The 26054-nt window shown below is 60.4% G+C and carries 20 protein-coding genes; 15 read left to right on the forward strand and 5 right to left on the reverse strand.

Annotated elements, in window-relative coordinates; genetic code table 11:
• Positions 1–240 precede the first annotated feature (240 nt).
• Positions 241–1983, reverse strand: coding sequence for a single-stranded-DNA-specific exonuclease RecJ (gene recJ, locus ACOYNV_RS09910; protein ID WP_422899604.1), 1743 nt, complete (start codon positions 1981–1983; stop codon positions 241–243).
• On the reverse strand, positions 1980–3053 hold the full coding sequence (locus ACOYNV_RS09915; RefSeq protein WP_422899605.1) for a hypothetical protein: 1074 nt from the start codon (positions 3051–3053) through the stop codon (positions 1980–1982). Before ACOYNV_RS09915 ends, recJ begins: the two co-directional genes overlap by 4 nt.
• A 118-nt stretch (positions 3054–3171) precedes the next feature.
• Here ACOYNV_RS09915 and ACOYNV_RS09920 point away from each other — a divergent pair, with 118 nt between their 5' ends.
• From ACOYNV_RS09920 to ACOYNV_RS09965, 10 genes are all read left to right on the forward strand, one after another.
• Positions 3172–4419, forward strand: a complete 1248-nt coding sequence (locus tag ACOYNV_RS09920) for a lipoprotein-releasing ABC transporter permease subunit (protein WP_422899606.1) — start codon at positions 3172–3174, stop codon at positions 4417–4419.
• Positions 4412–5125, forward strand: a complete 714-nt coding sequence (gene lolD / locus ACOYNV_RS09925) for a lipoprotein-releasing ABC transporter ATP-binding protein LolD (protein WP_422899607.1) — start codon at positions 4412–4414, stop codon at positions 5123–5125. The genes ACOYNV_RS09920 and lolD overlap by 8 nt, the downstream gene beginning before the upstream one ends.
• Before the next feature lie 427 nt (positions 5126–5552).
• Entirely contained in the window at positions 5553–5822 is a 270-nt protein-coding gene (locus tag ACOYNV_RS09930) for a BrnT family toxin (protein WP_422899608.1), read from the forward strand.
• Positions 5823–5838: 16 nt separating this feature from the next.
• Positions 5839–6105, forward strand: a complete 267-nt coding sequence (locus ACOYNV_RS09935; protein WP_422899624.1) for a BrnA antitoxin family protein — start codon at positions 5839–5841, stop codon at positions 6103–6105.
• A gap of 96 nt (positions 6106–6201) precedes the next feature.
• On the forward strand, positions 6202–6501 hold the full coding sequence (locus ACOYNV_RS09940; protein WP_422899609.1) for a TfoX/Sxy family protein: 300 nt from the start codon (positions 6202–6204) through the stop codon (positions 6499–6501).
• 99 nt (positions 6502–6600) lie between these two features.
• The gene (locus tag ACOYNV_RS09945) at positions 6601–6900 is read left to right on the forward strand and encodes a type II toxin-antitoxin system RelE/ParE family toxin (RefSeq protein WP_422899610.1); all 300 of its coding nucleotides are present in this window, start codon (positions 6601–6603) and stop codon (positions 6898–6900) included.
• A gap of 3 nt (positions 6901–6903) precedes the next feature.
• Entirely contained in the window at positions 6904–7191 is a 288-nt protein-coding gene (locus tag ACOYNV_RS09950) for an addiction module antidote protein (RefSeq protein WP_422899611.1), read from the forward strand.
• 159 nt (positions 7192–7350) lie between these two features.
• A complete protein-coding gene (locus ACOYNV_RS09955; RefSeq protein ID WP_422899612.1) occupies positions 7351–7569 on the forward strand; it encodes a DUF433 domain-containing protein in 219 nt (72 codons plus the stop codon).
• On the forward strand, positions 7553–7735 hold the full coding sequence (locus ACOYNV_RS09960; protein ID WP_422899613.1) for a hypothetical protein: 183 nt from the start codon (positions 7553–7555) through the stop codon (positions 7733–7735). The genes ACOYNV_RS09955 and ACOYNV_RS09960 overlap by 17 nt, the downstream gene beginning before the upstream one ends.
• A gap of 76 nt (positions 7736–7811) precedes the next feature.
• Positions 7812–8300 carry a hypothetical protein gene (locus ACOYNV_RS09965; RefSeq protein WP_422899614.1) on the forward strand — a complete coding sequence of 163 codons (489 nt, stop codon included), beginning with the start codon at positions 7812–7814 and terminating at the stop codon, positions 8298–8300.
• A 202-nt stretch (positions 8301–8502) separates the two neighbouring features.
• On the opposite strand, the gene ACOYNV_RS09970 is transcribed toward ACOYNV_RS09965, so the two are convergent.
• From ACOYNV_RS09970 to ACOYNV_RS09980, 3 genes are all read right to left on the reverse strand, one after another.
• Positions 8503–12021, reverse strand: coding sequence for a PAS domain S-box protein (locus ACOYNV_RS09970; protein WP_422899615.1), 3519 nt, complete (start codon positions 12019–12021; stop codon positions 8503–8505).
• Positions 12018–13151 carry a response regulator gene (locus ACOYNV_RS09975; protein WP_422899616.1) on the reverse strand — a complete coding sequence of 378 codons (1134 nt, stop codon included), beginning with the start codon at positions 13149–13151 and terminating at the stop codon, positions 12018–12020. Before ACOYNV_RS09975 ends, ACOYNV_RS09970 begins: the two co-directional genes overlap by 4 nt.
• Before the next feature lie 294 nt (positions 13152–13445).
• Positions 13446–17045, reverse strand: coding sequence for an EAL domain-containing protein (locus ACOYNV_RS09980; RefSeq protein ID WP_422899617.1), 3600 nt, complete (start codon positions 17043–17045; stop codon positions 13446–13448).
• 482 nt (positions 17046–17527) lie between these two features.
• On the opposite strand from ACOYNV_RS09980, the gene ACOYNV_RS09985 reads away from it, so the two are divergent.
• The 5 genes from ACOYNV_RS09985 (at position 17528) to ACOYNV_RS10005 (ending at position 26004) form a co-directional block, all read left to right on the forward strand.
• Entirely contained in the window at positions 17528–19147 is a 1620-nt protein-coding gene (locus ACOYNV_RS09985) for an ArnT family glycosyltransferase (protein ID WP_422899618.1), read from the forward strand.
• A gap of 294 nt (positions 19148–19441) precedes the next feature.
• Complete coding sequence (locus tag ACOYNV_RS09990) at positions 19442–21841, forward strand: DNA internalization-related competence protein ComEC/Rec2 (protein WP_422899619.1); 2400 nt, start codon at positions 19442–19444, stop codon at positions 21839–21841.
• 179 nt (positions 21842–22020) lie between these two features.
• Positions 22021–22893, forward strand: coding sequence for an alpha/beta fold hydrolase (locus ACOYNV_RS09995; RefSeq protein ID WP_422899620.1), 873 nt, complete (start codon positions 22021–22023; stop codon positions 22891–22893).
• A 283-nt stretch (positions 22894–23176) separates the two neighbouring features.
• Positions 23177–24811, forward strand: coding sequence for a diguanylate cyclase domain-containing protein (locus ACOYNV_RS10000; RefSeq protein ID WP_422899621.1), 1635 nt, complete (start codon positions 23177–23179; stop codon positions 24809–24811).
• Positions 24808–26004 carry a methyltransferase gene (locus tag ACOYNV_RS10005; protein ID WP_422899622.1) on the forward strand — a complete coding sequence of 399 codons (1197 nt, stop codon included), beginning with the start codon at positions 24808–24810 and terminating at the stop codon, positions 26002–26004. The genes ACOYNV_RS10000 and ACOYNV_RS10005 overlap by 4 nt, the downstream gene beginning before the upstream one ends.
• Positions 26005–26054: the final 50 nt, after the last annotated feature.

A 26054-nucleotide genomic window follows, 5' to 3' on the forward strand; every position in this document is an offset into this window, starting at 1 on the left:
CTATCTAATTGTTTTCATGGATATCAGATGAACGAACTGGATTCCGGCTTTCGCCGGAATGAGCGCAAAGCCTGGCCTCGGGCCACGGTCATGGATGATTGCGCCAATTAATTCACAGACTCTGAGAGGCAATGAATACGGGCGTCTTGAGACAGCATGCCGTGCAAGCCCGTGTTTATCGACCTCTTGCGGCATGCCACCTGCAGATCGCCTATTCACGCGCCTTGCAGGGCGACCATCCTATTTCACGACATTCTCAATGTGCTCGATCATCAACTGCGGCGTCTGCACGCCGTTGTAGTCGTTGATCGCCAGCCGGTAGGCGGCGCGGATGGTGTTGCCGGGGCTTACGCTGAAATTGAACTGGATCGCGTCGATCCGCAACTCGCCTTTGCGCAGGCGCATCTTGAGGTGCTTTTCCTTGAGTATGCGCTGGCTTTCGACGATGAATTCATCCTCGAACAGCGGGGCCGGGAAGCCTTGCCCCCAGACTTCTCTTTCCAGCAGGCGAACCGTGTCGATCGAAAAATAACCGGATTCAAGTCGGCCATCGGTTTCCAGCGTGCGCGTGAGGTCGGCCGGCGACAGCAGTTCATCGGCGATCTGCACGAACAATTCGCGGAACCGCGTGAAGTCGGCCTCCAGGATCGTTACGCCGGCGGCCATGGCGTGGCCGCCAAAGCGCAACAGCAGGCCGGGTGCGCGTCGGGAAACGAGATCGAGCGCATCCTTCAGATGCAGGCCGGGGATCGAGCGGCCGGAGCCCTTGATTTCGGTGCCGTTGGCTTTCGTCTCGCCACGCGCGAAGGCGAACACCGGACGGTGCCGCCTTTCCTTGATGCGCGAGGCGACGATGCCGACAACGCCCTGATGCCAATCCGGGTCGAACAGCGCAATGCCCGCGCCATCGCTGGTCTCCAGCGTTTCGAGGTGGATCAGCGCCTGCTCCTGCATGCCCGATTCGATATCCTTGCGTTCGCGGTTCAGCGCGTCGAGTTGCTGCGCGATGTTCAGGGCGCGGGCTTCGTCATCGGTAATCAAACATTCGATGCCGAGCGACATGTCGGCCAGTCGTCCGGCGGCATTCAGGCGCGGACCAACGATGAAACCGAGGTCGACACTCGTGGCCTTGGCCGGGTCGCGTCCGGCGGCGCGGAAAATGGCGCGCAGACCAGGCGTCAGCTTGCCCTCGCGCATGCGTTTCAAACCCTGATTGACGAGAATGCGGTTGTTGTTGTCGAGCTTGACGACGTCGGCCACCGAGCCGAGCGCCACCAGGTCGAGCAGCGCGCCGAGGTTCGGTTCCTTGTGGCCCGCATTTCCTTCCACTTCTTGGGCAAACCAGCCGCGCAAGCGCAGTTCGGCGCGCAGGGCGAGCATCACGTAGAACATGACGCCAACGCCGGCGATGCACTTGCTCGGGAACGCGCAGCCCGGCTGGTTGGGATTGACGATGCAGTCGGCCGCCGGCAGTTCATCGGCCGGCAGGTGGTGGTCGGTGATCAGCGTGGCGATGCCCAGTTCGTTGGCGCGCGCCACGCCTTCCAGGCTGGCGATGCCGTTGTCCACGGTGACGATGAGGTCGGGCGTCAATGTGGCGGCGAGATCGACGATTTCCGGCGTCAGTCCGTAGCCGTAGGTGAAGCGGTTGGGTACCAGATAGTCGATCACCGCTCCCGAGTCACCGGCCAGCGCGCGCAGTGCGCGGATGCCGACAGCACAGGCGGTGGCGCCGTCGCAGTCGTAATCGGCGACGATGAGGATTTTCGCCTGCGCTTCGATGGCGTCGGCGAGCAGGATGGCGGCCTCGGCGGCGTTGGTCAGCAGCGCCGGTGGCAGCAGCGATTTGAGTTCGTAGTCGAGTTCGCTACGCGTCTGGATGCCGCGCGAAGCGTAGATGCGGGCGAGCAGCGGATGAAGCCCCTGCTGTTCGAGTTGCCATTGAATGCGCGGTGGTACGCGACGAGCTTTCAACTGAGTCATATGTTGCCTTTTGCCAAATTCTGCGCGACGGTGACCAGCGTTTGCGGGCGGCGCCACAGCTTCCATTGGTCGCTGCGTCGGCTTTCCCAGGCCAGCGCAGCGTAGGCGGTCGACGCTTCGAGACGCAATTGCCTGATCTTGCCCGTTGCCAGCGCCGAGCGTAGCGGGGCGAACCAGCGGCTTTCCAGTGAGGTCAACGTGGTTCGATAGGCGTCGCCGTTTTCGTACTGCACTGCTCCGAGCAGGTCTTCGAGCACAATCAGATGGCTGGTCTCTGGCGCCGCATGTTCGAGCAGCACAGATAAATCAAGCGGCAGCGGATGCGTCGGCACACCGGCTGCGCGGGCCAGCCCGAGCGCCAGCGGATTGGTGCTCCACACCCCGTCAAAGCCGGATTCGCTGCGCTCTGGCAAGGTGCCGGCGCCCCACAGCCACAGACTGTTGATCGGTAGGCGGCCTGTGTTCTGGCGCTTCTGGTTGATGGCGTGCGCGTGCAGCAGCATCTGTGCTTCGTTGAGCAGCTTGCGCAGTTCCTTTGTTTTTGCGGTTTCGGGCAACAGTCGTTCGATACTGCGCCCGGCGACAGCGGAAAGTGGTGGCACATCGAAATTGGCCAGCGATGAGGCATCCAGCGCTCCGTTAACGGCAACTTGCAGATACCAGCGCTCGGCAGTCGCCACATGAAAGCGGCCAAGATCGGCAAGATGGGTGTTCAGTGCCTCGGCCAGCGCTTGCGCTTCGTCCAGCGCAATGCCGAAACTGCCGCTGTCAGCAAGAATCAGGCGCTCCTGATGGAAACGCAGATGCACCGGGTCGCTGCATAACCAGCAGGAAGCACCGACCTCAACCGGTGTATTCGCTTCGCCCAAGAGGCGGAAGGCGGCATAGGGCGCGCCTTCCGGCAGACCGAATGCGTCGCTCAGCGTGGCTTCCAGTGACTGCGGCGGGCGCCGGGTAAGCCGGCTGCGGGCGAGCAGGGTGTTCAGCGCCGGGCAGGCCAGGCCACCAAAGGTATCGCTGTCGTCAGGTTCCGGCCAGATGAGTTCAGGGACGAGGAGGGTTAGCTGCATGTGGCCTTGGTGTGGTGGGCAACAGAGAAGTTTCGGGAAAAAGTGTACCATAGCCGCTTTCCCGCTCCGGCCCTGCCTGCAAACAATAACGATATGACGATATGAGCACTAGCCCCTGATGGCCCTACCTTACGAACTGCTGATCGGCCTTCGCTATACGCGGGCCAAACGGCGCAATCAATTTGTTTCCTTCATTTCGATGATCTCGATGCTCGGCATTGCGCTGGGCGTCGCGGCGTTGATCGTCGTGCTTTCTGTAATGAACGGATTTCAGACCGAGCTGCGCGGGCGCATTCTGGCCGTTGTCTCGCATGTGCAGATCACCGGAGCCAGCGGCGAGATGGCCGACTGGCAGCATGTCGCTGAACAGTCGTCCAGACAGCCGGGGGTGCTGGCGACGGCCCCTTTCGTGCAGGCGCAAGGGATGCTGTCCTACGGGCAGTCGGTGCGTGGTGCGATGGTGCGCGGCATCCTTCCCGATTTCGAAGACAAGGTGGTCGACTTCCGGACGCACATGAAGGAAGGCAGCCTTGATTCACTGGTGCCGGAGTCCTTCAACATCGTGCTCGGTAGCGAACTGGCGCGTGCACTTGGCGTTTTCGTCGGCGACAAGGTGACGGTCATCGCTCCGCAGGGCGTGGTGACGCCGGCTGGTGTCGTGCCGCGCCTGAAAACCTTCACCGTTACCGGCCTGTTCGAGGTCGGCATGTTCGAGTACGACAGCGGGCTGGCGTTGATCCGCATGGAGGACGCGCAACGCCTCTATCGCATGGAAGACCGTGTTTCCGGCGTGCGCCTGAAGCTCGACGATCTGTTCAAGGCACCGCTCATTGCCCGGCAACTGGCCAACCGGCTGGATACTGCCGCCTACATCAGCGACTGGACCAAGAGCCATGCCAACTTCTTCCGCGCCGTGCAGATCGAGAAGAACATGATGTTCATCATCCTTTCGCTGATCGTCGCCGTGGCCGCCTTCAACATCGTTTCAACGCTGGTCATGGCGGTGACCGACAAGCAGGCCGACATTGCCATCCTGCGCACGCTGGGCGCCAGCCCCGGCAGCGTCATGGCCATCTTTATGGTGCAAGGCGCGCTGATCGGCTTTATCGGGCTCGGTCTGGGCATTGCCGGCGGCGTGGCGCTGGCGCTCAATATCGATGTGGTGGTGCCGTTCATCGAACGCCTGCTCGGCACCCAGTTCATGTCCAAGGAGGTCTATTACATCTCCAACCTGCCGTCCGAATTGCAGTGGAAGGATGTGACGACCATCACCAGCGTGTCCTTCGTGCTGTCGCTGGTGGCGACGATTTACCCGAGCTGGCGCGCCTCGCGCGTCAATCCGGCGGAGGCCCTGCGCTATGAATGATTTGATTGACGCCAGGAAAATCGTGCTGGCCTGCCAGGGACTGAGCAAGATTTACCGTCAAGGCACCGGCGAAGCCGGCGAAGTGCGGGTGCTGATCGGTGTCGAGATGGAAATTGTCGCCGGAGAGCGGGTCGCCGTGGTCGGCGCTTCCGGTTCCGGCAAGAGCACGCTGCTGCATCTGCTGGGCGGGCTGGATTCGGCTAGCGCCGGAAAAATCCAGTTGATGGGGCACGATCTTTCCGAGATCAGCGACGCCGAGCGCGGCGTCATGCGCAACCGCCATCTCGGATTCGTCTATCAGTTCCACCATCTGCTGCCTGAATTTACCGCGCTGGAAAACGTCGCCATGCCGCTGTACATAAGGCGCATGCCGAAAGCCGAGGCCGAGGAGCGGGCGGCGGCTGTGCTCGCCGATGTCGGCCTGTCACACCGGCTCGATCACCGGCCGTCGGAGCTTTCCGGCGGCGAGCGACAACGGGCAGCGATTGCCCGTGCGCTGGTCACCGAACCGGCCTGCGTGCTGGCTGACGAACCGACCGGCAATCTCGACCGGCAAACGGCCGAAGGCGTGTTCGAACTGATGCTGGCGCTCAATCGTTCGCGGCAGACCAGTTTCGTGATCGTTACCCACGACCCGGCGCTGGCCGGGCGCGCGGACCGGATTCTGACGTTGCGCGATGGATCGTTCTTGGGTCAGGGAAACTGAAACGAAACGCTTTCAGCACAGACTTATCGAAAGGAAAATGCGGTATCAGGATTTTGTGATTGATGATTTGCATTGCAGCGCACAATGCCTCAGGCGTGGAGCTTTCGGAAAAACTGATCGTCTCGATTCGGCCATTATGCGGACGGAGGCGAAATTGCCATGAAGCAGACGTTCATGCCTTCTTGTTGTATGCTATTGCGCTATATTGCAGAGTGCCGGTTTGCGCGGTCAGTTAATACTGTATAAAAACATCAACAAACGACGCAAAGCCAGTGATAGAGAGGCTTTCCATTCGCCAAATGACTCCAGGCCAGGGAGCAGGCGCCATCGTTATGCAGCAAAATTGCTCCCGATAACAAAGTTCGACCCCATGAAGTTGCTTGGGACTGTCCGTTGACAGACTCATTTATGGTAGCTACAGTAAAGCATGCATATCGAGTTCGATCCGGCCAAGGACGTGGCAAACCAAACGAAACACGGTGTATCGCTGTCAGTGGCAGGTGAACTCGACTGGGAAGCTGCGCTGGTATGGATTGATGACCGGTTCGAGTATGGTGAGACGCGAATGATCGCGCTCGCTCCGAAAACCGAAATCCTGTACTACGTGGCGTTTGTAGACCGTGGTGAAGCGCGAAGAGTCATCAGTCTGCGCCGTGCCAATCGTCGTGAGGTAAAGCACTATGTCGAAAATGTTTAAGCGTCCCACTATTCTTATGCCGACCGCAGAAGAGGACAAAGCCATTACGGCGGCCGCCAGAAGTGATCCTGATGCACAACCACTTACGCCATTGCAACTAAAGTCCATGGTACCAATTCAGGCATTGCGTGGCCGACCAAAATCCGAACACAAGAAATTGCTAGTGTCAGTGCGCTACAGCCAAGAGGTCGTGGAGTTCTTCAAATCCACCGGTGAAGGCTGGCAATCACGAATGGATGGAGTTCTTCGTCAGTACGTAGCACGTCATTCCCGTAGCGCGTGAGAATGGGGTCGAACCCATCATTCCACCGGACGCTGCGCGATAAAGCCGCGCATCGCCGGTGAACTCAAACGTTGGGCATTCTAGAAATTTGGGCGCATGGAAGACGCAAAGACCATCAGTGAGCTGAAAAGTCTTGGGCAAAAATCCCAAGAAATGCTCGCCTGCGCCGGCATCACAACCATCGCTCAATTGAGAGATCTTGGGTCTGTCGAGGCGTTCGTGCGTACCAAGCGAGCGGTCCCCGGGATAAGCCTTAATCTGCTCTGGGCGCTTGAGTCCGCGCTCTCCGGTGAGCCGTGGCAGGAAGTTTCCAGGCGCCATCGAACCAGCCTGTTGCTAGCGGTCGATGAGCGTGAGAAGAATGCCAACAATTCGTTGCAGGCGCGACGGCCCTGACGGGCCGCGGCCTGAACTCAAACGTTGGGCATCACGGGCAGCGTACTGACATTTCAGTCGAGGTTGCAACCGGGTATCTGTACGGATACAATTAACTGCATGAACACCTTTCACCGCTCAGATGAATTTGACGCTTGGCTTGCGGCACTGAAGGACAAGATAGGCCGTGCTCGCATAGCTCTTCGCATCCGATCTGCCGAGCATGGCAACTTCGGAGACTGCGAACCAGTCGGCGAGGGCGTTTCTGAAATGCGTATTCATTTCGGTCCTGGCTATCGCGTCTATTTCACCCGTCGCGGTGAGGTGCTCTATCTGCTTCTGTTGGGCGGCGACAAGTCCTCGCAGAAGCGCGACATAAAACGCGCCATTGAGATGGCGCGGGCTTTGGATAAGGAGTGAACCATGGCCAAATTTCCCCCATTCGATGCTGCCGACTATCTCGACGACGAAGAAACCATATCGGAATACATCACTGCTGCGCTTGAAGATTCCAACCCCGATGTGTTTTTAACCGCTGTGCGAGATGTGGCTCGCGCTCGTGGCATGGCACAACTCGCCAAAGATGCCGGTCTTGGGCGCGAAAGCCTCTACAAAGCGCTTACGCCCGGCGCAAAGCCCCGCTACGACACAATGCTCAAACTTCTTCATGCGCTCGGTGTAAAGCTCTCCGCTTCTCCCGTCCGCTCATGAGTTGCTTGTCAGTCGATAATGCGATGCCCAACCCTGCTGTCGAGGGGACGCGCCGCGATAAAGCCGCTTCGCGCCCCTCACCTTGAACGTTATGCCCCACGTGAAGAGCAGTAGCACGAGTCAGTCCGTAGCGAGTAAACTGATCGCATGGAGGTAATCATGGACACCTATCTCGTCAGCCGTAACCCGGAAATAATGAACGGGGCGCTTTGCTTCACGGGCACCCGCGTACTCGTCAAGAACCTGTTCGACTACCTTGAGGGTGCATCCTCCCTCGAAGAGTTTCTCGAAGATTTTCCCTCGGTATCGCGGGAAAAGGCTGTAGCCGTACTCGAGGCGGCAAGAGAGCGCCTTTCCGCCGATGCGCCTGCTGCTTGACGAGTCGGTACCGGTCAAGTTTCGCCGCGCGTTGCCGAATCACGACGTCCGAACGGTCGTCGAGATGGGCTGGTCTGGGGTAAACAACGGCAAACTGCCAGCGCTTGAGCGAGCACTCTCATCGATGAAGCCACAATCCTGCACACTGGTGTCCGGTGTGGCATAACCCTACTGCCGAGGGGACGCGCCGCGATAAAGCGCGGCGCGCCCCTGAATTCAGACGTTGGCGCTCTGGTGCCGAGATGGCTTACCAAACGGTCTTCGATATCACATCTGCCGGCTACAAGAGCTGGTCTTTCCCCGCCTTTGGGCTCATTTTTATCGCCGCCGGTGTCGTTCTCTTTCTGCACAGAAAGGCTCTTCCCGGCTGGTGGCGTACTCGTCCTCGAGCCAGCAGTGCATTTGCCTATTTTTTTCTTGGCTTCGCCGTACTGTGGACACTCGTGTCGTTCGGTTCCACGTATGCCGACTACAGGTGTATCGCTACTGCTGTTGAAGAAGGCTCCGCCAAGGTGGTTGAAGGGCCAGTGACAGATTTCAAACCAATGCCGGTTTCTGGCCACACGATGGAGCGCTTCTGCGTTCAGCAAACGTGCTTTGAATACTCCGACTTTGTTGTTACGGGGGGCTTCAACAATACTTCCTCCCACGGCGGCCCGATCCGAGAAGGCTTGCCGGTCCGGGTTAGCTATGTTGGTAACTCAATTGCCAAGCTGGAGGTCGCACAGTGACCTCGACCGCTAACCCCCGATCCAGGGGACACCCGAGAAGCTGCGTTTCTCGGTCCCCTTGCTTTGGCTACGATGACTGTGCTGTAACCCGCATGGATAGGCGATCTACAGGCCATGTGCCTGAAGAGGCCCGTGCTTATTGGCTCTCATGGCTATGGCGTTGTAGAACGCCATTTGGTGCGGCTTCCAGAGGTTGGTGTGTCTATACACCCACCTGGCGCAGGCTGTGCAATGTCTCCCGGGCTGTTTCAAATTCAAACAGCTTGATCTGCCGCCCGAGTTCCTCGCCGGGAAGCCCCAGCGCTGCGGCATGATCAGCGAACAACTGGATGGCGGCGGTGTCGCTGTTCACCAGCAGCGAGTCGAGTTCATCAAGCACCGCACTCAGCGTTTCCTGATCAACTGGCTTGATGCTTGTCGGCGGGAGCGCGGCTGACGGGTGGGGCAGGGCGGCGGCCAGGGCCAGCAGTTCGGCGCTGATGGTATCCATTTCATGGCGGATATCGTGGTCACCAAGGCTCCCTTTTTGGCTGGTTCGCAACATGCTTTCCAGGCTGCTTGCCAATGCTGACAAGTGATCGGCCCCCAGCATGGCGGCCGTGCCCTTGAGGGTGTGCGCCAGGCGCAGGGCTGTGGCTTGATCGCCAGCGGACAGGCTGGCGGCGATCCGGGTCATGTCATCGGCGTGCGACTCGACAAAATGACCGAGGAGAACCAGGTACTTGGCGGCATTTCCGAGCAAAACGGCCAGGCCGCGCGCCACATTCAGTCCCGGCACACTGGCAAGTCGTTCCAGGGCGGTATCAACCGCATCCGGGAGCTTCACAGGGAGGGCGTGGCCGGGCTTCTCGCCTGCGCTATCTGGCATACTCGCCGGCGCATTCGCCGGGTCAAAGGCCAATCTCGCCGGCAGCCATTTGAACAGGGCGGCATAGAGCAGGCCTGGTTCCACCGGCTTGGCGACAAAGTCGTTCATGCCCGCGGCTGCGCAAGCACGGCGGCTTTCGGTGAAAGCATTGGCCGTCATCGCCAGGATCGGTTTGCTCTCCCACCCGGGCAGGGCGCGGATGGCGCGCGTGGCTTCCAGTCCGTCCATATTGGGCATCTGCATGTCCATCAGGATCAGATCGTAGGCTCGGATTTGCACTTTATCCAGCGCTTCGCGGCCATCGGCCGCGGTGTCTACCGTCAGGCCCACGCCATGCAGCATTTCGAGGGCTACTTCGCGGTTAATCGGGTTGTCTTCGGCCAGCAGAATCCGGGCGTCGCCATGGTGCAGGCGCAATTGGCTCTCGGCATGGGTGGTCTCCAAGGTCCGCGACAGCGTTGGCAGGATGCCGCCAGCCAACGGGAGACTGGCGCGCTGGCCGCGTTGCAGGCGAACGGTGAACCAGAAGGTGCTGCCTGTTCGCGGCGTGCTGAGAGCGCCGGCTTCGCCACCCATCAGTTGCGCCAGTCGCCGGGTGATCGCCAGCCCGAGGCCGGTGCCGCCGTACCGGCGCGTGGTTGAAGTGTCGGCCTGCTCGAAGTCCTGAAACAGCCGGATCATGTGCTCGGGTTCGATGCCGATGCCAGTATCCATGACAGCGAAACGCACCAGCAAATCGTCACCGCTGTCTTCCAGAACCCTGGCGCTCAGGGTGATGGAGCCTGTTTCGGTGAATTTGATGGCGTTGCCGGCATAGTTGAGCAGCGCCTGGCGCAATCGAGTCGGGTCGCCGCGCAGCCACAGGGGCGCCGGATCGCTGTCGAGCTCGATGGAGAGCCCTTTGTCGCGCGCCGATTCGCCGATGATCGAAGCGACATTATCGAGAATCGCGGAGAGGTGAAAGTCGGCGCTTTCCAGTTGCAAGCGGCCGGCGTCGATCTTGGACAGGTCGAGGATGTCGTTGATGATCGACAGCAGGTGCCGGCCGGCGCTGTCGATCTTGTCCAGCCGCCCGGCCTGATCCGGCGTTGGCCCGGCGCGCCGCAACAGGTGGGTCAAACCGATGATGGCGTTCATCGGCGTGCGGATCTCGTGGCTCATGTTGGCAAGGAAGGCGGTCTTCGCCGCGTTGGCGGCGTCGGCCTGCTGCCGTGCCGTGTCAAGTTCAGCCGTTCGGCTGTGCACCAGTTCTTCCAGATGGTGCCGATAGAGATCGAGTTCCTGGCCGGTGCGCTTCTTTTCGGTGATGTCTTCCTTGACCGCTACGAAATGGCTGATCGCCCCGTCGGGCTGGCGTAGCGGCGCGATGATGGCGAATTCAACGTATTCGCTGCCGTCTTTCTTGCGGTTGGTGAATTCACCCTTCCAGGGCAGGCCTAGGGACAAGGTCTTCCACATGGCGGCGTAGGTTTCAGGCGGCGTCTTGCCCGAATGCAGAATGCGCGGGTTCTTGCCGATCGTTTCGTCCCGGCTGTAGCCGGTAGTCTTCATGAAGGCCTGGTTGACGTACTCGATGCGCCGATCGACGCTGGTGATGATGATGCTTTCCGGGCTTTGCTCAAGCGCTTGCGAAAGCTTGCGCAACTGCTTTTCGTTGGTATTTCGCTCGGCCTCGCGGGCAATGTTGTCAATCGCAAAGCTTACTTTCGCTGCCAGTTCAATCAGCAGTTTGCGGATGTCTTCATCGAAGGCATTCACCTCGGTCGCGTAAAGGGTGAAAGCGCCCACCGCCACGCCATTCTGCTGCACCGGCAGCGCTGCCGATGCGGCCCAGCCGGCGCGAGCGCCGCGTTCATGCCACGGTGCGGTGAGCGGGTCGTTGAGGAAATCCTGGCACCAGAATGGCTGGTTTTTGCGAATGGCGGTGGAGGTGGGGCCCTGGCCAAGCGGATCATTGGCATCCATTGAAATCCGGATGTCTTCCAGATATCCGTCGTCATCGCCAAAGCTGGCGACCGGCGTAACGGGCAGGCTTTCCGCATCGACCAGCCCGATCCAGGCCATCCTGAGGCCGCCGGATTGTACGGTGATACGGCATACGCTCTGAAACAGTTCGTCCTTGTTGGCGCAGCGCACGACTGCTTCGTTGCACTGGCTGAGAGCCGCGTAAAACTGACTGACGCGCTGGACTTTGGCTTCGGCTTTTTTACGCTCGGTGATGTCGCGCGAGATGCCGAAGATCCCGATGTCACGACCGTCCTCATCGCGCAGCGGCCCCTTGGTGGCGAGGAAGGTGCGTTCTCCATCGCTGGTGGAGAGCGTTTCCTCGTAGGTATTGATCCGGTTCTCGGCGATCGCGCGGCGGTCGTTGGCGCGGATCATGGCGGCCTGCGCCGGCGGGAAAAGTGCCGTGTCATCGCAGCCCAGCGCCTGTTCGGCCGTCTTGCCGATGATCCGGGCTGTTTCACGATTGAACAGCAGGTAGCGGCCCTCCATATCCTTGGCGAAAATGGCGTCAGTGGAACTGTCGGCAATGACGTCGAGCAGTTGTTTGGTGCGCGTTTTTTCCTTCTGCGCTTCAAGTTCGCGCAGCGAGACGGTCCGTGCCTGGTCAAGCAGGCGCCGCATCAGGCCATAGAGCAGCAAGGAGGTGACGGCGACAAACAGCCAGCCCTTGATCGTGCTGGCCAGGGTGATCCGCGCCGGATCGCTGAATAGCCACGCCACGACATTGTCGGAAAGCAGTATCCAGAGGCTGGCAAAGGCGGCATAGACAACAACCAGCCCCAGTGCGGAGCCGGTCGTCCGGTTGTCGCTGGCCACTGCTGGCGGACTGGTTTTTACTGGGGTCACGGCTGGTTTTTCATCAGCTGTCTGGTCGCTGGCAATCCGCCGGCGTCGAAGTAGCGCTCGGCGATGGCAACGAAATCGCCAAAGCCGGCAAGGAATGCATCGGTGGCGTCGGGGTCGAAGTGCTTGCCGCGCCCGGCGGCAATGATGACGCGGGCTTCGGCGCTGGACAGCGCTTGCTTGTACACGCGTGCCGAGATCAGCGCGTCGAACACATCGGCCAGGGCCATCAGGCGCGCGGAAACGGGAATGGCGTCGCCGGCCAGGCCGTCCGGATAGCCGCTGCCATCCCATTTTTCGTGGTGCCAATGGGCGATTTCCTTGGCCGCAGAGAGAAACGGCAGCGGCATCTCGATGTCCCACTCGGCCTGCTCGATGGCGTCGCTGCCCAGTTTGGCATGAGTCTTCATGATGGCCATTTCGTCCGGCGTGAGTTTGCCGGGTTTGAGCAGGACGTGATCGGGAATGCCGACCTTGCCGATGTCGTGCAGCGGCGCCGAACGAGCCAGCAGGTCGATGTAGCGCTCACTCAAGGTAGCGGCGAAGCGCGGATGCTGGCGCAGCCCGAACGCCAGTCGCTGTACATAGCCCTGGGTGCGCATGATGTGGTTGCCGGTTTCCGGGTCGCGTGTTTCGGCCAGATGCGCCAGCGCCCGGATGCTGACGCGCTGGGTGAGATCGTTTTCGGTCATGCGCCGGGCAACTTCGGCTTCTAGCGCGACGTTCTGGCTTCTCAATCCGTCACGCGCCTGCTTGGCTTCGAGCTGGGTACGCACGCGTGCCAGCACCACGGCGGGGGCGATCGGCTTGGTAATATAATCGGCTGCGCCGAGTTTCAGGCCGCGCTCCTCGTCGCCGGCATCGGCCAGGGCGGTGAGAAAAACAACCGGGATGTCGAACGTGGCGAGGTTATCGCGCAGCCGGTCCAGTACCCCGTAGCCATCGATGCCGGGCATCATCACGTCGAGCAGGATCAGGTCGGGCTTGGTCTGGCCGTTTGCCACGCGCAAGCAGCCTTCACCGGAAGTCGCCGCCAATACCCGATACAGCGGCCGCAGCAGTTCACTCAGTACATGCAGGTTTTCGGACGAGTCGTCGACGATCAGGATGACGGGAATGACTTTGATGGGCATGCGTTCTTCGCGATTTATCATTTGCTGATGAGTGTAAGCTCATTTGCCCGGCAGTTACGGAATCGGCCGGTTTTTTCGTCGGCGTTGCCAAGGGCAACCGTGAAATGACCTTCCTCGACTGATCCTTAAAACCTCAGTCCATCCACGAAAATCACGAAAGACACGAACAAAATCAATAGCTTGATGTTTTTTCTTTATTCACCTTTTGGGCGGCCATCTTAAGCTTATTATCTCCTTGATTCTTTTTGTGCTTTTGGTGTTTTTCGTGGACGAACTGCTTTTTCTAGGCTGATCTCACCCCAACTTCAGAAACGCCTCGAAGCCATCGAGCGGCAAGGGCCGGCTGAAAAAATATCCCTGGTAGGCAAGGCAGCCCAGGCTGGCCAGAAAATCCTTCTGCGCGGCAGTTTCCACCCCCTCGGCGATGACTGTCAGTCCGAGGCTGTGCCCCAAAGTGACAACGGTGCGGGCAATCGCCGCATCCTTCGGATCAGTGAGCAGGTCACTGACAAAGGACTGGTCGATCTTCAGTTGATCGAGCGGCAAGCGCTTAAGGTAGGAGAGCGATGAATAGCCGGTACCGAAATCGTCAAGCGAGAAACCCACGCCTCGGGCTTTCAGGGCATTCATTTTGAGGATGATGTCTTCTGCATTCTCCAGCAGCAGACTCTCGGTCAGCTCCAGCTTGAGCTTGTCCGGCCGGGCTCCGGTGTGCTCAATGGCGGCCAGCACCAGTTCGACAAAGTTCGGCAAGCTGAACTGCCGGGCGCTGACATTCACCGCCAGGGTGAGGTGCGCCTTGTCCGGCTGGCTCGCCCAGGCAGCGAGTTGGGCGCAGGCGGTTTCCAGTACCCAGTAACCCAAAGGCAGGATCAGCCCGGTGTCTTCGGTCAAGGGGATGAACTCGCCTGGATAGACCAGGCCACGTTCGGGGTGCTGCCAGCGCACCAGCGCCTCGGCACCGGTCACCCGGCCGGAGGCATCGACCTGTGCCTGGTAGTAGAGAAGGAACTGGACTTCTTCAAGGGCCTTGCGCAAATCAAGCTCAAGGGCGGCCCGTGCCTTGACGGCGGCCTGCATCTCCGGGTCAAAAAAGCGCAGGGTGTTGCGCCCGGCCGACTTGGCCTGGTACATGGCGGTGTCGGCACGCTTGACCAGTTCATCGACCGAGATGGTGTGATCGCGAAACAGGGTGATGCCGATGCTCGACGTGCACTGGTGGCTGCACTTGCGCGGCTCCTCCCCGTTCAGGGTGACATCGAGCAGGTAAGGCTGACCGAGACTGGTGAGGATTTTGGCGGCTACGCCTTCGGCCTGTACCGCCGCCTGTTTGCCTTCTTCGAGGCCTTCGAGGATGACCACGAATTCATCGCCGCCCAGACGGGCGACCGTATCGTCGGCGCGGATGCAGGATTCCAGGCGACATGCCGCCTCGACCAGAAGCCGATCGCCGACCGCGTGGCCCAGCGTGTCATTGAGCGTCTTGAAGTTGTCCAGGTCGATCAGCATCAAGGCGCCCTGCCGATTGCGCCGAGCGCAGCCAATCAGCGCCTGTTCCAGGCGGTCAAGCATCAATCTGCGGTTGGGCAACTGGGTCAGATGGTCGTAGAAGGCCAGATGCTCGATTTTGTCGGCGGCCGCCTTGCGCTCGGTAATGTCGGTGAAGGTGCCGACAAAATGCGTGACCCTTCCGTCCTCCCCTTTGACGGCGGTGACAGAAAGCCACTCCGGATAGGCTTCGCCGTTCTTGCGCCGGTTCCAGATTTCGCCCTGCCAGGACCCCGTATTCACGATGCTCTCCCACATCGCCGCGTAAAATGCCGTGTCCTGGCGGCCGGAGTTGCGCAGTCGCGGATTCTGGCCAACCACCTCTTCTGCGCTGTAGCCGGTAATTCGGGTAAAGGCCTTGTTGACGCGCAGGATTGCACCGTTGGTGTCGGTGATGGTCATGCCCTCCTGGGATTCGAAGGCCGTGGCGGCGACACGCAGGTCTGTTTCGATCTGCTTGCGTTCAGTGATGTCGTTGAACAGCGCTACCCGCCGGTGAACCGTGCCGCTTTCGTCAAAAATGGTATTGATCGTCAACCGCTCAGGATAAATCTCGCCGTTCTTGCGGCGGTTCCAGATTTCTCCGCACCAGACACCGGTGTCCTTGAGCGACTGCCACATGGATTGATAGAACGCCTCGTCATGCCGCCCGGAATTAAGGATCCCCGGAGTCTGGCCAATGGCTTCGCTTGCGCTGTACCCGGTGAGCAAGGTGAAGGCCGGATTGACGTCAAGAATCACGTTGTTGGCATCGGTGACGACCATCGCTTCGCTGCTGTTTTCATAGACCGAGGCGGCCAATCGCTTCGACTCCTCGGCCATCTTGAGTTGCTGACGCGCGAACAGTTCGGCCAGGGTGACCGACAGCATTCGCGCGGCATCGACTTCCGGTTCGGACCAGGGCGCAGATTCGCCGCGCTGCGTTTGTACCCAGAGTTCAAAGGAGCGACGCGGCTCCAGTTTGGGCCCGCGCTCGTCCTCGACCAGATACTTCGCCGCCTCTCCTGCCCAGGGAATGGAACGAACAACCTCCTCGCGGAACCACAGCAGGAACTGCTCCGCGCTGTCGTCGAGACTGATCGCCAGGAGGCCCGAGGCAATTCCCGAAAAACTCGCGGCCGGCGGATACTCGACGGCCAGAGCGTGGGTTGCAAAAATCATGCTGCCGGCCAGGCGGGGACGTAACCAAGCGAGCAGCGACTCGATCTGCGTGACGTTCGGGATGGTGCCGATAGGTACTGCAAGCTTGCCGGTGGCGATGACGGCTCCGCTGGCGTGAACCAGGCCGAGGACTTCCTGCTGCAAATCCTGCGCCAGAATCGATGCGCCGGGTGCGTCCTGGACCAGGCCGACCAGCCGGGGAAGGAGGTCGCGCACCATGGCGTAGTAGCGACTGCTCTCGACGAAGGCGATGGCGGCAAGCCGGGTAGCCACCGTTTTTGCCACAAGTTCCATGCTTTGCCGCAAATTGGGCGGTAATTGCCTGGGCTGTTCATGGTGGCAGGCGATGAGCCCCCACAGCCGCCCGTTCTGCAACAGCGATACCGTCAGGGTGGCGCGAACGCCAAGGTTGCGGAGATACTCCAGATGGATGGGCGACATGCTGCGCAGCACCGAGAACGACAGGTCGAGCGACAGATCAGGCGGCTGGAACAGGGGAATGACCGGCGCATCCCGATCGACAAGAATCCGCACCAGATTCTTTGTATAAAGCTCCCGTGCCGGAGGCGGAATGTCGGAGGCCGGGAAATGATTGCCCATGAACGACGTCATCCCGCCCTTCAGGCTCTCGGCAATGATCTGGCCGTTCCACTGGTTGTCGAACTGATAAACCATCACCCGGTCGTAGCCGGTCAGCTTCTGCACCTGGTCGGAGATAACGGCAGCGTAGGCTTCGATCCCGGTTACGTCGGCGAGCAAGGCGTTCAGCAGGGTGTTCGTCGAGTCGAAGTCAATCGGGCGAGCGAGTTCGGGGATTGCGTTGCCGGCCTCGATTTCGACGATCAGCATGTCGCTCGCGTAGTGCGCCTGCGCCTGGTGCTCAACCAGTGCTTCACCGTGCTTTAACCTGAGCGCCAGCGACAGCGGCTGCTTCCCGGTGATTTGCAGCGCGAGGATAGCGGCCCACGCCTCCTCCCCAAAAATCCGCGCGGCTGGCTGGTTAAGTGCCTCAGTTGCCGAAATGCCGAGAATTTCTTGCAGATTGCCGCTGGCCACCCGAATAGTGGAATGCTTGTCTGTGGCAAGCAATACCCCGTGGTTCTGTATCGCGCCGATGAATTGAATCGGTTCGCTCTCGCAGCGCTTGAGTGCTTCGGCAAGCGCACTAGAGTTTTCGGCCAGCATTTACTTCTCCAATCCGGAAATTCCCGACTGATGCTTAGCCTTCGGTCAAGGAATGCATACACAAGTCAAATAAGGTGCCATTCTACATCACGTACCTTTCAGTCTTTCGGTGAAGTATTGCTTCTCCCGGGACCGATACTTGGCTTGATCGCCTTTGCTGTCGATTTTGTTTACTATGCGCCATTGCATTTTCGCCTCCTCCAGTTCGCTGGTTTCTGTTTTCGGTATCGATGGCGGCCAGGCCGACTCGTCTGCTGGCCCATGCTGCCGAGGTTGATCTTCCGGGGACGGCGCCTGAGAGGTTGTGAAAATATCAATAATCCACCGCAGAGCCGCAAAGACGCAGAGAAAACGCAGAGTAACCCCATTGTTTTTAAAGGTTTTCTCTGCGAAACCTCTGCGCCTTTGCGGCTCTGCGGTGGGTGTTCAGGCATTTTTTCACACCCTCTGAACTTTGTGACCTGGCAATAGAGAGAAAAATCATGAATGTTCGGGAATCGGCTTCGTCTCAGTCCGAACGCGGCATGTTGCTGCTGGCTTTGTCCATGCTGGTGCTACTGACCCTGGTGGCCATCTTCTTGCGGCCGATGACGCCGATCGATGAGACGCGCTATGTCGGCGTGGCCTGGGAAATGTGGCTGCGCGGCGACTTCCTGGTGCCGTTCAAAAATGGTGCGCCCTACAGCCACAAGCCACCGCTGATGATCTGGATGTTCCAGGCCGGCTGGGCCGTTTTCGGTGTCAACGAATGGTGGCCGCGCCTGGTTTCCCCCCTGGTTTCTGCCGCTAACCTGCTGCTCACCCTGGCCCTTGCCAGGCGGCTCTGGCCAGGCCGGGTCAAGGTCGGTGGTCCGGCGGTTCTGGTGCTGGCCAGTTGCCTGTTGTGGACCTTCTTTTCCACCGCGGCCATGTTCGACATCCTCCTCGCCTTGTTCACGCTGATCGGCATGCACGGCACGCTGATCGCTGCAGAGGGGAATGGCAAACGCGGGTTTGCTCTGCTCGGACTGGCCATCGGCCTCGGCGTCCTGACCAAGGGGCCGGTCATTCTGCTGCATGTCTTGCCGGCCGCGCTGCTTGCGCCGTGGTGGAATCCCGGGTTGCGCTGGTCGCACTGGTTCGGTGGAATCCTTGTCGCGATCCTGCTGGGTGCCGCCATAGCCTTGTCCTGGGCCATTCCGGCGGGCCTGGCGGGCGGTGAAGAGTACCGCCAGGCCATTTTCTTCGGGCAAACGGTCAACCGCATGGTCGAATCCTTTGCCCACCGCCGACCGCTGTGGTGGTATTTGCCGCTGCTGCCGCTGCTGTTTTTCCCCTGGCTCTTGTGGCCGGGTCTGTGGCGCGCCCTGAGCCATTACGTCCGTCGGGAACTCGATCGCGGCGGACGTTTCTGCCTGGCCTGGATGCTGCCAGTCCTGGTCGCGTTTTCCTTCATCAGCGGCAAGCAGCCACATTATCTGATTCCCCTGTTCCCGGCGTTTGCCCTGCTTGCCGCTCGGGCCATGGCCAAAGAGCAGCAGATGAAGGGGCTTTGGCTACCGTCTCTGGGCGTGCTGGCGCTGGGAATTGTGCTGCTGGCGATGGCTAGGGGCTGGATAGGCTCTCCGCTGGGTGGTGTCGAGTTGCCCGAGGCGTGGCCGGGGTTGCTGCTGATGTTGGCGGCTGTGGGGTTTTATCTGCTGGGCCGGCGTCTTGCCAAGCCCCTTGCCCAACTCGCCGCGTTGGGTGCTGCCGTCTCTGCGCTTCTGCAACTGGCACTGATTGGCCCGGTCTATCCGGCCTACGATGTCCACCCGATGGCCATGGCTATCAAACAGGCTCAGGACAGCGGTCACCTTGTGGCCCACCATGGGGAATATCACGACCAATACCATTTCGCCGGGCGTTTGCAGGCACCGCTAATTCTCATTGACGACAATGAAGCGCTCAAAACCTGGCTGAGCGAACACCCGGAAGGCAATGTCGTGCTTTATCCTAAAGACATCAAGCGCCTGGAGGGAATCAGGGTGATCGCCTCCCAGCGCTATCTTGGCGGCGCGGTGGCCCTGCTCGACGCGCAATCGGCCTTGACTGTGCTGGCGACGCCAAAAGTGCTTGATTAGCCGTCTGGATCGAGGCGGCTTCGACGGATCTGATTTAACCTAGAAAAGGCAGTTGACCACAGCGAACACAGCGAACACGGCGAACACGGCGAACACGGCGAACACGGCGAACACGGCGAAAAAACAATGACTTACACTGTTTTCATGCTTCACCCTTTGGGTGAGCGGTTAAATCCTGAAAAACTGTGGCTTTTCGCTGTGCTCGCCGTGTCGCCGTGGTATGAACTGAGGTTTTTAGGTTTAACTACGACCTGGAATCCGTGAGGTTTTCAGGGGCGGTGGATTTGGTTTCCTATGAGCCTATTAATTCTCGCTTTCGCCTGCGGCATCGCCCTCCTGCAAGTGCAGGGCGCGTTGCCCGGCGTTCATGCCATGGGCGCGCTGTGTGCGCTGGCGCTTGCCGGTCTTCTCCTGGCTACAAGGTACAAGCACTGGGCGTTCCGCCTGCTTTCGCTCGCCTGCTGTGCGCTGTTTGGCTTTGTCTGGGCGGGATGGATGGCGCAGTTGCGGCTGGCCGAGCAACTGCCCGAGGCGTGGGAGGTCAAGGAAATCCAGGTCACCGGCATCATCGCTTCGCTGCCGCAGCGCTTCGAGCGAGGGGAGCGTTTCGAGTTCGACGTCGAATCGGTGCACACAACGGGCGCCACCGTTCCCGGCCGGATCATGTTGTCCTGGTATCACAGTTGGGATGATCTGGCCGACACGGATGAGGCGGTAGAAGCCAAAGCGGTTCGTCCGGGCGAGCGCTGGCGCTTTACGGTTCGCCTCAAACGGCCGCACGGCAACGCCAACGAGTTCGCTTTTGATTACGAAGCCTGGCTGCTTGAGCGCAACATCCGGGCCACCGGCACCATCCGTTCACGTTCCGAAACGCAACGCCTTGATGCCTTCGTGCCGCGTCCCGCTTACGCAGTGGAGCGTCTGCGCGATGTCATCCGCAGCCGCTTTCTGGCGGCGCTGCCCGATGCGCCCTATCTCGGGGTGCTGATTGCGCTGACGGTCGGTGATCAGCGATCGATTCCCAATGCCCAGTGGAAAGTCTTCAATCGTACTGGGATTACGCATCTCGTCAGTATTTCAGGGCTCCACGTGACGATGGTTGCCGCCATGTTCGCGGCGTTGCTCAACTGGCTGTGGCGGCGCAGCGAGCGGCTGATGCTGCGTCTGCCGGCACAGAAGGCGGCGGTGCTGGCTGGCTGGCTGGCGGCCTTCAGCTACGCGCTGCTGGCCGGTTTCGAGGTGCCGGCCCAGCGCACGCTGTACATGCTGAGCGTGGTGGCGCTGGCGCTGTGGTCGGGGCGCAACCTTGGCGTCAGCCGCACGCTCTTGCTCGCCTTGCTGGTGGTGCTGGTGCTTGATCCGTGGGCGGTGCTGGCGACCGGTTTCTGGCTTTCCTTCGGTGCCGTGGGGCTTCTCCTTTTTGTTGGCACCTCGCGTATCGGTGAGCGGAGTGGTGAGAAAAGCGGTGAGAAAAGCGGTGAGAAAAGCGGTGAGAAAAGCGGTGAGAAAAGCGGGAGGCCCGGGTGGCAATCGACCCTGGCCCAGTGGGGCGCGACGCAATGGGCGGTGACGGTCGGCAGCCTGCCGCTGCTGCTGCTCTTCTTCCAGCAATTCTCGCTGGTCTCGCCGCTGGCCAATGCGCTGGCGATTCCTTACGTCAGTTTCATCATCACCCCGCTGGCTCTGCTTTTCGCCGTGCTGCCGTGGCCGCCGCTGCTGTTTTTCGATCACTGGCTGATGGCGCAGTTGATGTGGTTGCTCGAATGGCTGGCCGATTGGCCGATGTGGCAGCAAGCCTCGCCGCCGCTGTGGGCCTCGCTGGTGGCCATTGCCGGCGTGCTCTGGCTGCTCTTGCCGCGCGGCTTTCCGGCGCGCTGGCTCGGGCTGTGCCTGCTCCTGCCGGCGCTCTTCTGGCCGCCGCCGCGTCCGGCGCTCGGCGAGGCGTGGGTCGATGTGCTCGATGTCGGGCAGGGCATGGCGGTGGTCGTACGCACCGCCGGGCACGCCCTGCTTTACGATAGCGGCCCGCTCTACAGTGCCGATGCGAACGCCGGGCAGCGCGTCGTGGTGCCGTATCTGCGTGCCGCCGGTGTCGTACAACTCGATACGCTGGTGGTCTCGCATCGCGACAAGGATCACTCCGGGGGCGTGACGGCGATTCAGGAGTCATTGCCGATTGCCCGCCTCCTGTCGTCGATTCCCGATCTCGGTGGCGAGGCGTGTATCGCCGGGCAGCGTTGGGAATGGGACGGCGTGCACTTTTCGATCCTGCACCCGGATGCCGGCGATTACCAGACGAAGTCAAAGAAATCGAACAACATGAGCTGCGTGCTGCGCATTACCAATGACGCCGGCAGCGTCCTGCTTACGGCCGATATCGAGGCCGACGACGAGCAGGCGTTGATCGTCCGTGCGCCCTTGTTGCTGAGCAACGATGTGCTGCTGGTGCCGCACCATGGCGGCAGCCGCTCATCGACAGCGGAATTCATCGCTGCCGTCGGCGCGCGCGAGGTGGTCTTTTCAGCCGGCTACCGGAATATTTTCAACCATCCGCGCCCCGATGTCCTCGAACGCTACGCCGCCAGCCGTCAATGGCGCACCGACCGCGACGGTGCCATGCGCATTGTCCTGGCCAGGACGACAGATGTCTCGGCCTGGCGGCGGGAGCGGCAGCGCTACTGGCATGGCCAGTGATGCTAAGCTGGCACAGGGTTCAAGAATCCACCGCAAAGGCGCAAAGAAACAAAAAAGGTTTCGCAAAGAAGAACAAACCCCAGCGAATCCTGGGCTTCCTTTGCGTAATCTTTGCACCTTTGCGTCTTTGCGGTGGATGTTCTGGTTGAAAATTAAATCGCACCGAGGAGGAAATATTCATGACTGACAAGACCGCCCCCGCCCAACGCCAGAGCAACGTTCGCTGCACCTCGCCGTCCGGTTTGCATCGCATGGCTTATTACGAATGGGGCGAGCGCGACAATCCGAAGGTGCTCATCTGCGTGCATGGGCTGTCGCGCAATGGGCGCGACTTTGACGATCTGGCGCGTGTTTTGGCCAGCGACTACCGAGTGATCTGCCCCGACGTGGTCGGGCGCGGACGCAGCGACTGGCTGCGCGATCCGCTCGCTTACGGAATCCGGCAGGACGTGGCCGACATGATGGTGTTGATCGCCCGTCTTGACGTGGAATCCGTGCATTGGCTTGGCACCTCGATGGGCGGGCTGATCGGCATGGTGCTGGCCAGTCTCGAAGGCACACCGATCAAGCGGCTGTTGCTGAACGATGTCGGGCCGGTGGTTTCCCCCGAGTCGATCAAGCGCATTGGCGACTACATCGGTCGTGCGCCGAAGTTCGCCAACCTGGCTGACGCCGAAAGATACATCCGTCTGGTCAGCGCGCCCTTTGGTCCGCTGACCGATGCGCAGTGGCGCCATCTCACCGAATCCAGCCTGCGCCAGACCGCCGACGGGCGTCTTGAAATGAGCTACGACCCGGGCATCGCCGAGTCTTTCCGCCGGACCATGGCGGCTGGTGAAATCGACCTGTGGCCGATCTATGAGCGCATCTCCTGCCCGACGCTGGTCGTGCGCGGCGCCGAATCCGACTTGCTCACGGTGGAAACGATACAGGCAATGGCTGTACGCGGTCCGTGTCCGCGCATCGTAGAAGTGCCGGGGGTCGGCCATGCGCCGATGTTCATGGATGATGTGCAGATCGGCATTGTGCGTGATTTCTTTCTTGCGGATTGAACTGTTGTCGTTTCCAGGTGAGCAAGCCATTTCTTTGCTTTCGTCGCGAGGCATTGGCTGCAAGGCTTGTGAATAGGCTATCCTGGCGATGTATGCTCGGTGACCCGCATGGATATTGACCTGCATGGCAGCCAGTCTGAAGATGACCGTCCTGCCTGCCCTGCAGGGCTGTTTGAAAACTGGTACTGCTTTTTTCTCTTCGTTCTGAAATCTTGCCTTTGACTTCGGAGCAAGCCGCGAGGATACTTGCCCACACCCTCCGTAGGCTTGATTGATTGTTCTAGTGAATAAATCCTTGTCCGTGATGTCTTTGCGCTGCTTTGTGCGGCCGTTCAATTCGCTAGTCGCACTAATCTACAAGCGGCCCGGCATGAAGGCGGTAGTCTCTTCCGGCGAATTGCCCGTGAGCGGAGGTGACCAACCCGGCAGGGTTGCCCGGGCCGCAGAACAGCCCGCTACAGCGCTGGTGGATCAACTGCTCGACAAGGCCGTGCTCAATGATAGCGAGCGCATCAATGCGGCGATTCTGGTCTGCCTTCCGCATTCGATTATTGCAACAGACATCAATGGACTGATCACGGTATTCAGCCCGGGCGCCGAAAACATGCTCGGCTATGCGGCTGAAGAAATGGTCGGAAAACAGACGCTCTTGCTGATTCACGATAGCGAGGAAGTTCGTTCCCGTTCTCAGGAACTGGCCAGGGAAAAGGGCTTTGTCATCGAACCGGATTTCGATGTGTTCACCCTCAGGACAAAGCTGAGTGGCCTGCCCGATGAGCGCGAATGGACCTATCTCTGCAAGGACGGCAGCCGCCTTGACGTGCTGCTGGTGACCACCACTCTGCGCAACGACCTTGGCGAAATCGACGGCTACCTAGGCGTGGCAACGGACATTACCGGGCGAAAAATTGCCGAGGCCGAAATTACGCGCATGGCGTACCACGACCAGCTTACCCGGCTTCCCAATCGTCGGCTTTTGCACGACCGGATGCAGGTGGCGATTGCGCAGGCGCGGCGCGAGACCACTCGCCTGGCGCTGATGTTGATTGACCTCGACAAATTCAAACCGGTCAACGATAACCTCGGCCATGCAGTCGGTGATCTCTTGCTGCGAGCGGTTGCCGAACGTATGCAGGCGTGTTTGCGCGAGTCGGATACCCTGGCGCGTATTGGCGGTGACGAGTTCGTCGTGCTCTTGCCCGGTATCGAAACGCAACAGGATGCCCTCGGCGTTGCGGAAAAAATCCGCCTTGCGCTCAACGAGCCTTTTGAGCTTGAGGGAGGCTACAAGTTGTCCATTGCGTGCAGCATTGGCATTGCCCTGTATCCCGACCACGGCAGAGACGAAAAGCGCTTGTTGAAGATCGCCGATGATGCGATGTATGCCGCGAAGGAACTTGGCCGCAACCGGGTGCAACTGTTCACTGGTGTCATGGCTAGCGGAACCAGGAATGCGACAGGTTCAGGCGAGTCGCCAATTGCACGCCTGATCTGGCGCAAGGCCTACAAGTGCGGCGAGGCGTCGATTGATCAGGAGCACCTCGAGCTTTTTGATCGAGCCAATACACTGATCAATTCCGCCATTGACGGCAAGGAGACCCAGGCGGAATTTCTCATGGCGTTTGATGATCTGATCAACTGTGTGGCCAATCATTTCGCCAACGAGGAAGCCGTTCTGGCGCGCTTCCACTACACCGGTCTTGACGATCATGTCTTGAAGCACCAAAGGCTGGTCGGGCGCGTCCTGGAACTGCGCGACCAGGCCGTCGCCGGGGAATTGACATTGGGCAACCTGGTGTCTTTCCTGGTGCAGGACGTGGTGGTCAAACACATGCTTGAAGAGGACGTCAAGTTTTTCCCGCTCTTGAGAAAAAGTGCTGAATCACGTCCCGCCGGATTCGACCAACTAAGCGAATGAACACGGATAATCTGGCATCGGGCGTCGAGGGTAGCCCGGGTAGCTCCGGTAACAACTCTCCGCTCATTCACTGGGTTGAAACTGACGAATCCCGTGCTGCCCGCTGGCGCTCCGAGGCCGGTGTCCAGCCACCCGGGCGGGTGCAGGTGGCCGACGACACGCTGACCGCCGATGTGGCCTACCGTCTGGCCTGCGAGGGCACGGCCCTGCTCTGGCGAAGTGATTTCCAGAATGGACGGCAGTTGTTGCAGGCCATGGCGCGGCGCTTCGACCGCAAGCTGCACAAGCCGCATACGGTCGTGCATGCGCCCTCCGAAGCCTTTAATCATCATCGCATGGTGCAGGCGCAGCGCGCCCGAACGCTCGGCATGCTGCTGATTCCTTTTGAAGCCGATCACCTCATCCCCCTGCGCCGCGCGCCCGACGTGCAAGACGCCTGTACTGAAGCCTATGGCCCGGCCGACGCGCCGTATGTGGCCTCGTTGCGCGAACTGCTCGGCCTGATCGGCGCGCATGAGTGGCGCAAGAAGGGCGTCGAAATTCCCGCGCTCAAAGCGCGGATTCATCCACATTACGGCGTGTTTTCGCCGGTGCGCGGGGAGTACGTCGCACTGGCGGCTGATGCCCCGTTGCCCGAACTGCTTTCATCCAGCAGCCTGGCGTTCGATATCGGCACCGGAACCGGGGTTCTCGCTGCGGTACTGGCCAGGCGCGGCGTGGCGCGAGTCGTGGCCACCGACCAGGATGGCCGTGCGCTGGATTGTGCCCGCGAGAATATCGCACGGCTCGGCTTGAGCGGGCAGGTTGAGGTGGTGCACGCCGATCTCTTCCCGCCCGGACGCGCTCCGCTTGTCGTCTGCAACCCGCCCTGGGTGCCGGCGCGGCCGAGTTCGCCGCTCGAAAACGCCATCTATGACACGGATAGCCGCATGCTGCGTGGCTTTCTCGCTGGTCTGGCCGAGCATCTGGAACCGGGTGGCGAAGGCTGGCTGATCCTCTCCGATCTGGCCGAGCATCTCGATTTGCGCTCGCGCAGCGAGTTGCTGGCGCTTGTCGATCAGGCCGGTTTGCAGGTGCTGGGCCGAGTGGATGTGCGCCCGACTCATCCGCGTTCGTCCGACCCGACCGACCCGCTGTACGCCGCGCGCGCGGCGGAAGTGACTTCGCTGTGGCGGCTCGGAGTAAACGGGTAAGGAACGCCTACGAAATAACTTCCCCTTTTCCAACATTCGAATCGGGAAGG

The sequence above is a fragment of the Propionivibrio sp. genome (assembly GCF_049316945.1).
GTDB lineage: Bacteria > Pseudomonadota > Gammaproteobacteria > Burkholderiales > Rhodocyclaceae > Propionivibrio.

Bases quoted from the DNA above. Each gene is read 5' to 3' on its own strand.
- ACOYNV_RS09935 (WP_422899624.1), top strand. From the start codon at position 5,839: ATGCCGACCGCAGAAGAGGACAAAGCCATTACGGCGGCCGCCAGAAGT.
- ACOYNV_RS09945 (WP_422899610.1), top strand. From the start codon at position 6,601: ATGAACACCTTTCACCGCTCAGATGAATTTGACGCTTGGCTTGCGGCA.
- ACOYNV_RS09980 (WP_422899617.1), bottom strand. From the start codon at position 17,045: ATGCTGGCCGAAAACTCTAGTGCGCTTGCCGAAGCACTCAAGCGCTGC.
- ACOYNV_RS09915 (WP_422899605.1), bottom strand. From the start codon at position 3,053: ATGCAGCTAACCCTCCTCGTCCCTGAACTCATCTGGCCGGAACCTGAC.
- ACOYNV_RS09965 (WP_422899614.1), top strand. From the start codon at position 7,812: ATGGCTTACCAAACGGTCTTCGATATCACATCTGCCGGCTACAAGAGC.
- ACOYNV_RS10005 (WP_422899622.1), top strand. From the start codon at position 24,808: ATGAACACGGATAATCTGGCATCGGGCGTCGAGGGTAGCCCGGGTAGC.
- ACOYNV_RS09985 (WP_422899618.1), top strand. From the start codon at position 17,528: ATGAATGTTCGGGAATCGGCTTCGTCTCAGTCCGAACGCGGCATGTTG.
- ACOYNV_RS09960 (WP_422899613.1), top strand. From the start codon at position 7,553: ATGCGCCTGCTGCTTGACGAGTCGGTACCGGTCAAGTTTCGCCGCGCG.
- ACOYNV_RS09950 (WP_422899611.1), top strand. From the start codon at position 6,904: ATGGCCAAATTTCCCCCATTCGATGCTGCCGACTATCTCGACGACGAA.
- ACOYNV_RS09995 (WP_422899620.1), top strand. From the start codon at position 22,021: ATGACTGACAAGACCGCCCCCGCCCAACGCCAGAGCAACGTTCGCTGC.
- ACOYNV_RS09920 (WP_422899606.1), top strand. From the start codon at position 3,172: ATGGCCCTACCTTACGAACTGCTGATCGGCCTTCGCTATACGCGGGCC.
- recJ (WP_422899604.1), bottom strand. From the start codon at position 1,983: ATGACTCAGTTGAAAGCTCGTCGCGTACCACCGCGCATTCAATGGCAA.
- ACOYNV_RS09930 (WP_422899608.1), top strand. From the start codon at position 5,553: ATGCATATCGAGTTCGATCCGGCCAAGGACGTGGCAAACCAAACGAAA.
- ACOYNV_RS09990 (WP_422899619.1), top strand. From the start codon at position 19,442: ATGAGCCTATTAATTCTCGCTTTCGCCTGCGGCATCGCCCTCCTGCAA.
- ACOYNV_RS09975 (WP_422899616.1), bottom strand. From the start codon at position 13,151: ATGCCCATCAAAGTCATTCCCGTCATCCTGATCGTCGACGACTCGTCC.
- ACOYNV_RS09955 (WP_422899612.1), top strand. From the start codon at position 7,351: ATGGACACCTATCTCGTCAGCCGTAACCCGGAAATAATGAACGGGGCG.
- lolD (WP_422899607.1), top strand. From the start codon at position 4,412: ATGAATGATTTGATTGACGCCAGGAAAATCGTGCTGGCCTGCCAGGGA.
- ACOYNV_RS09940 (WP_422899609.1), top strand. From the start codon at position 6,202: ATGGAAGACGCAAAGACCATCAGTGAGCTGAAAAGTCTTGGGCAAAAA.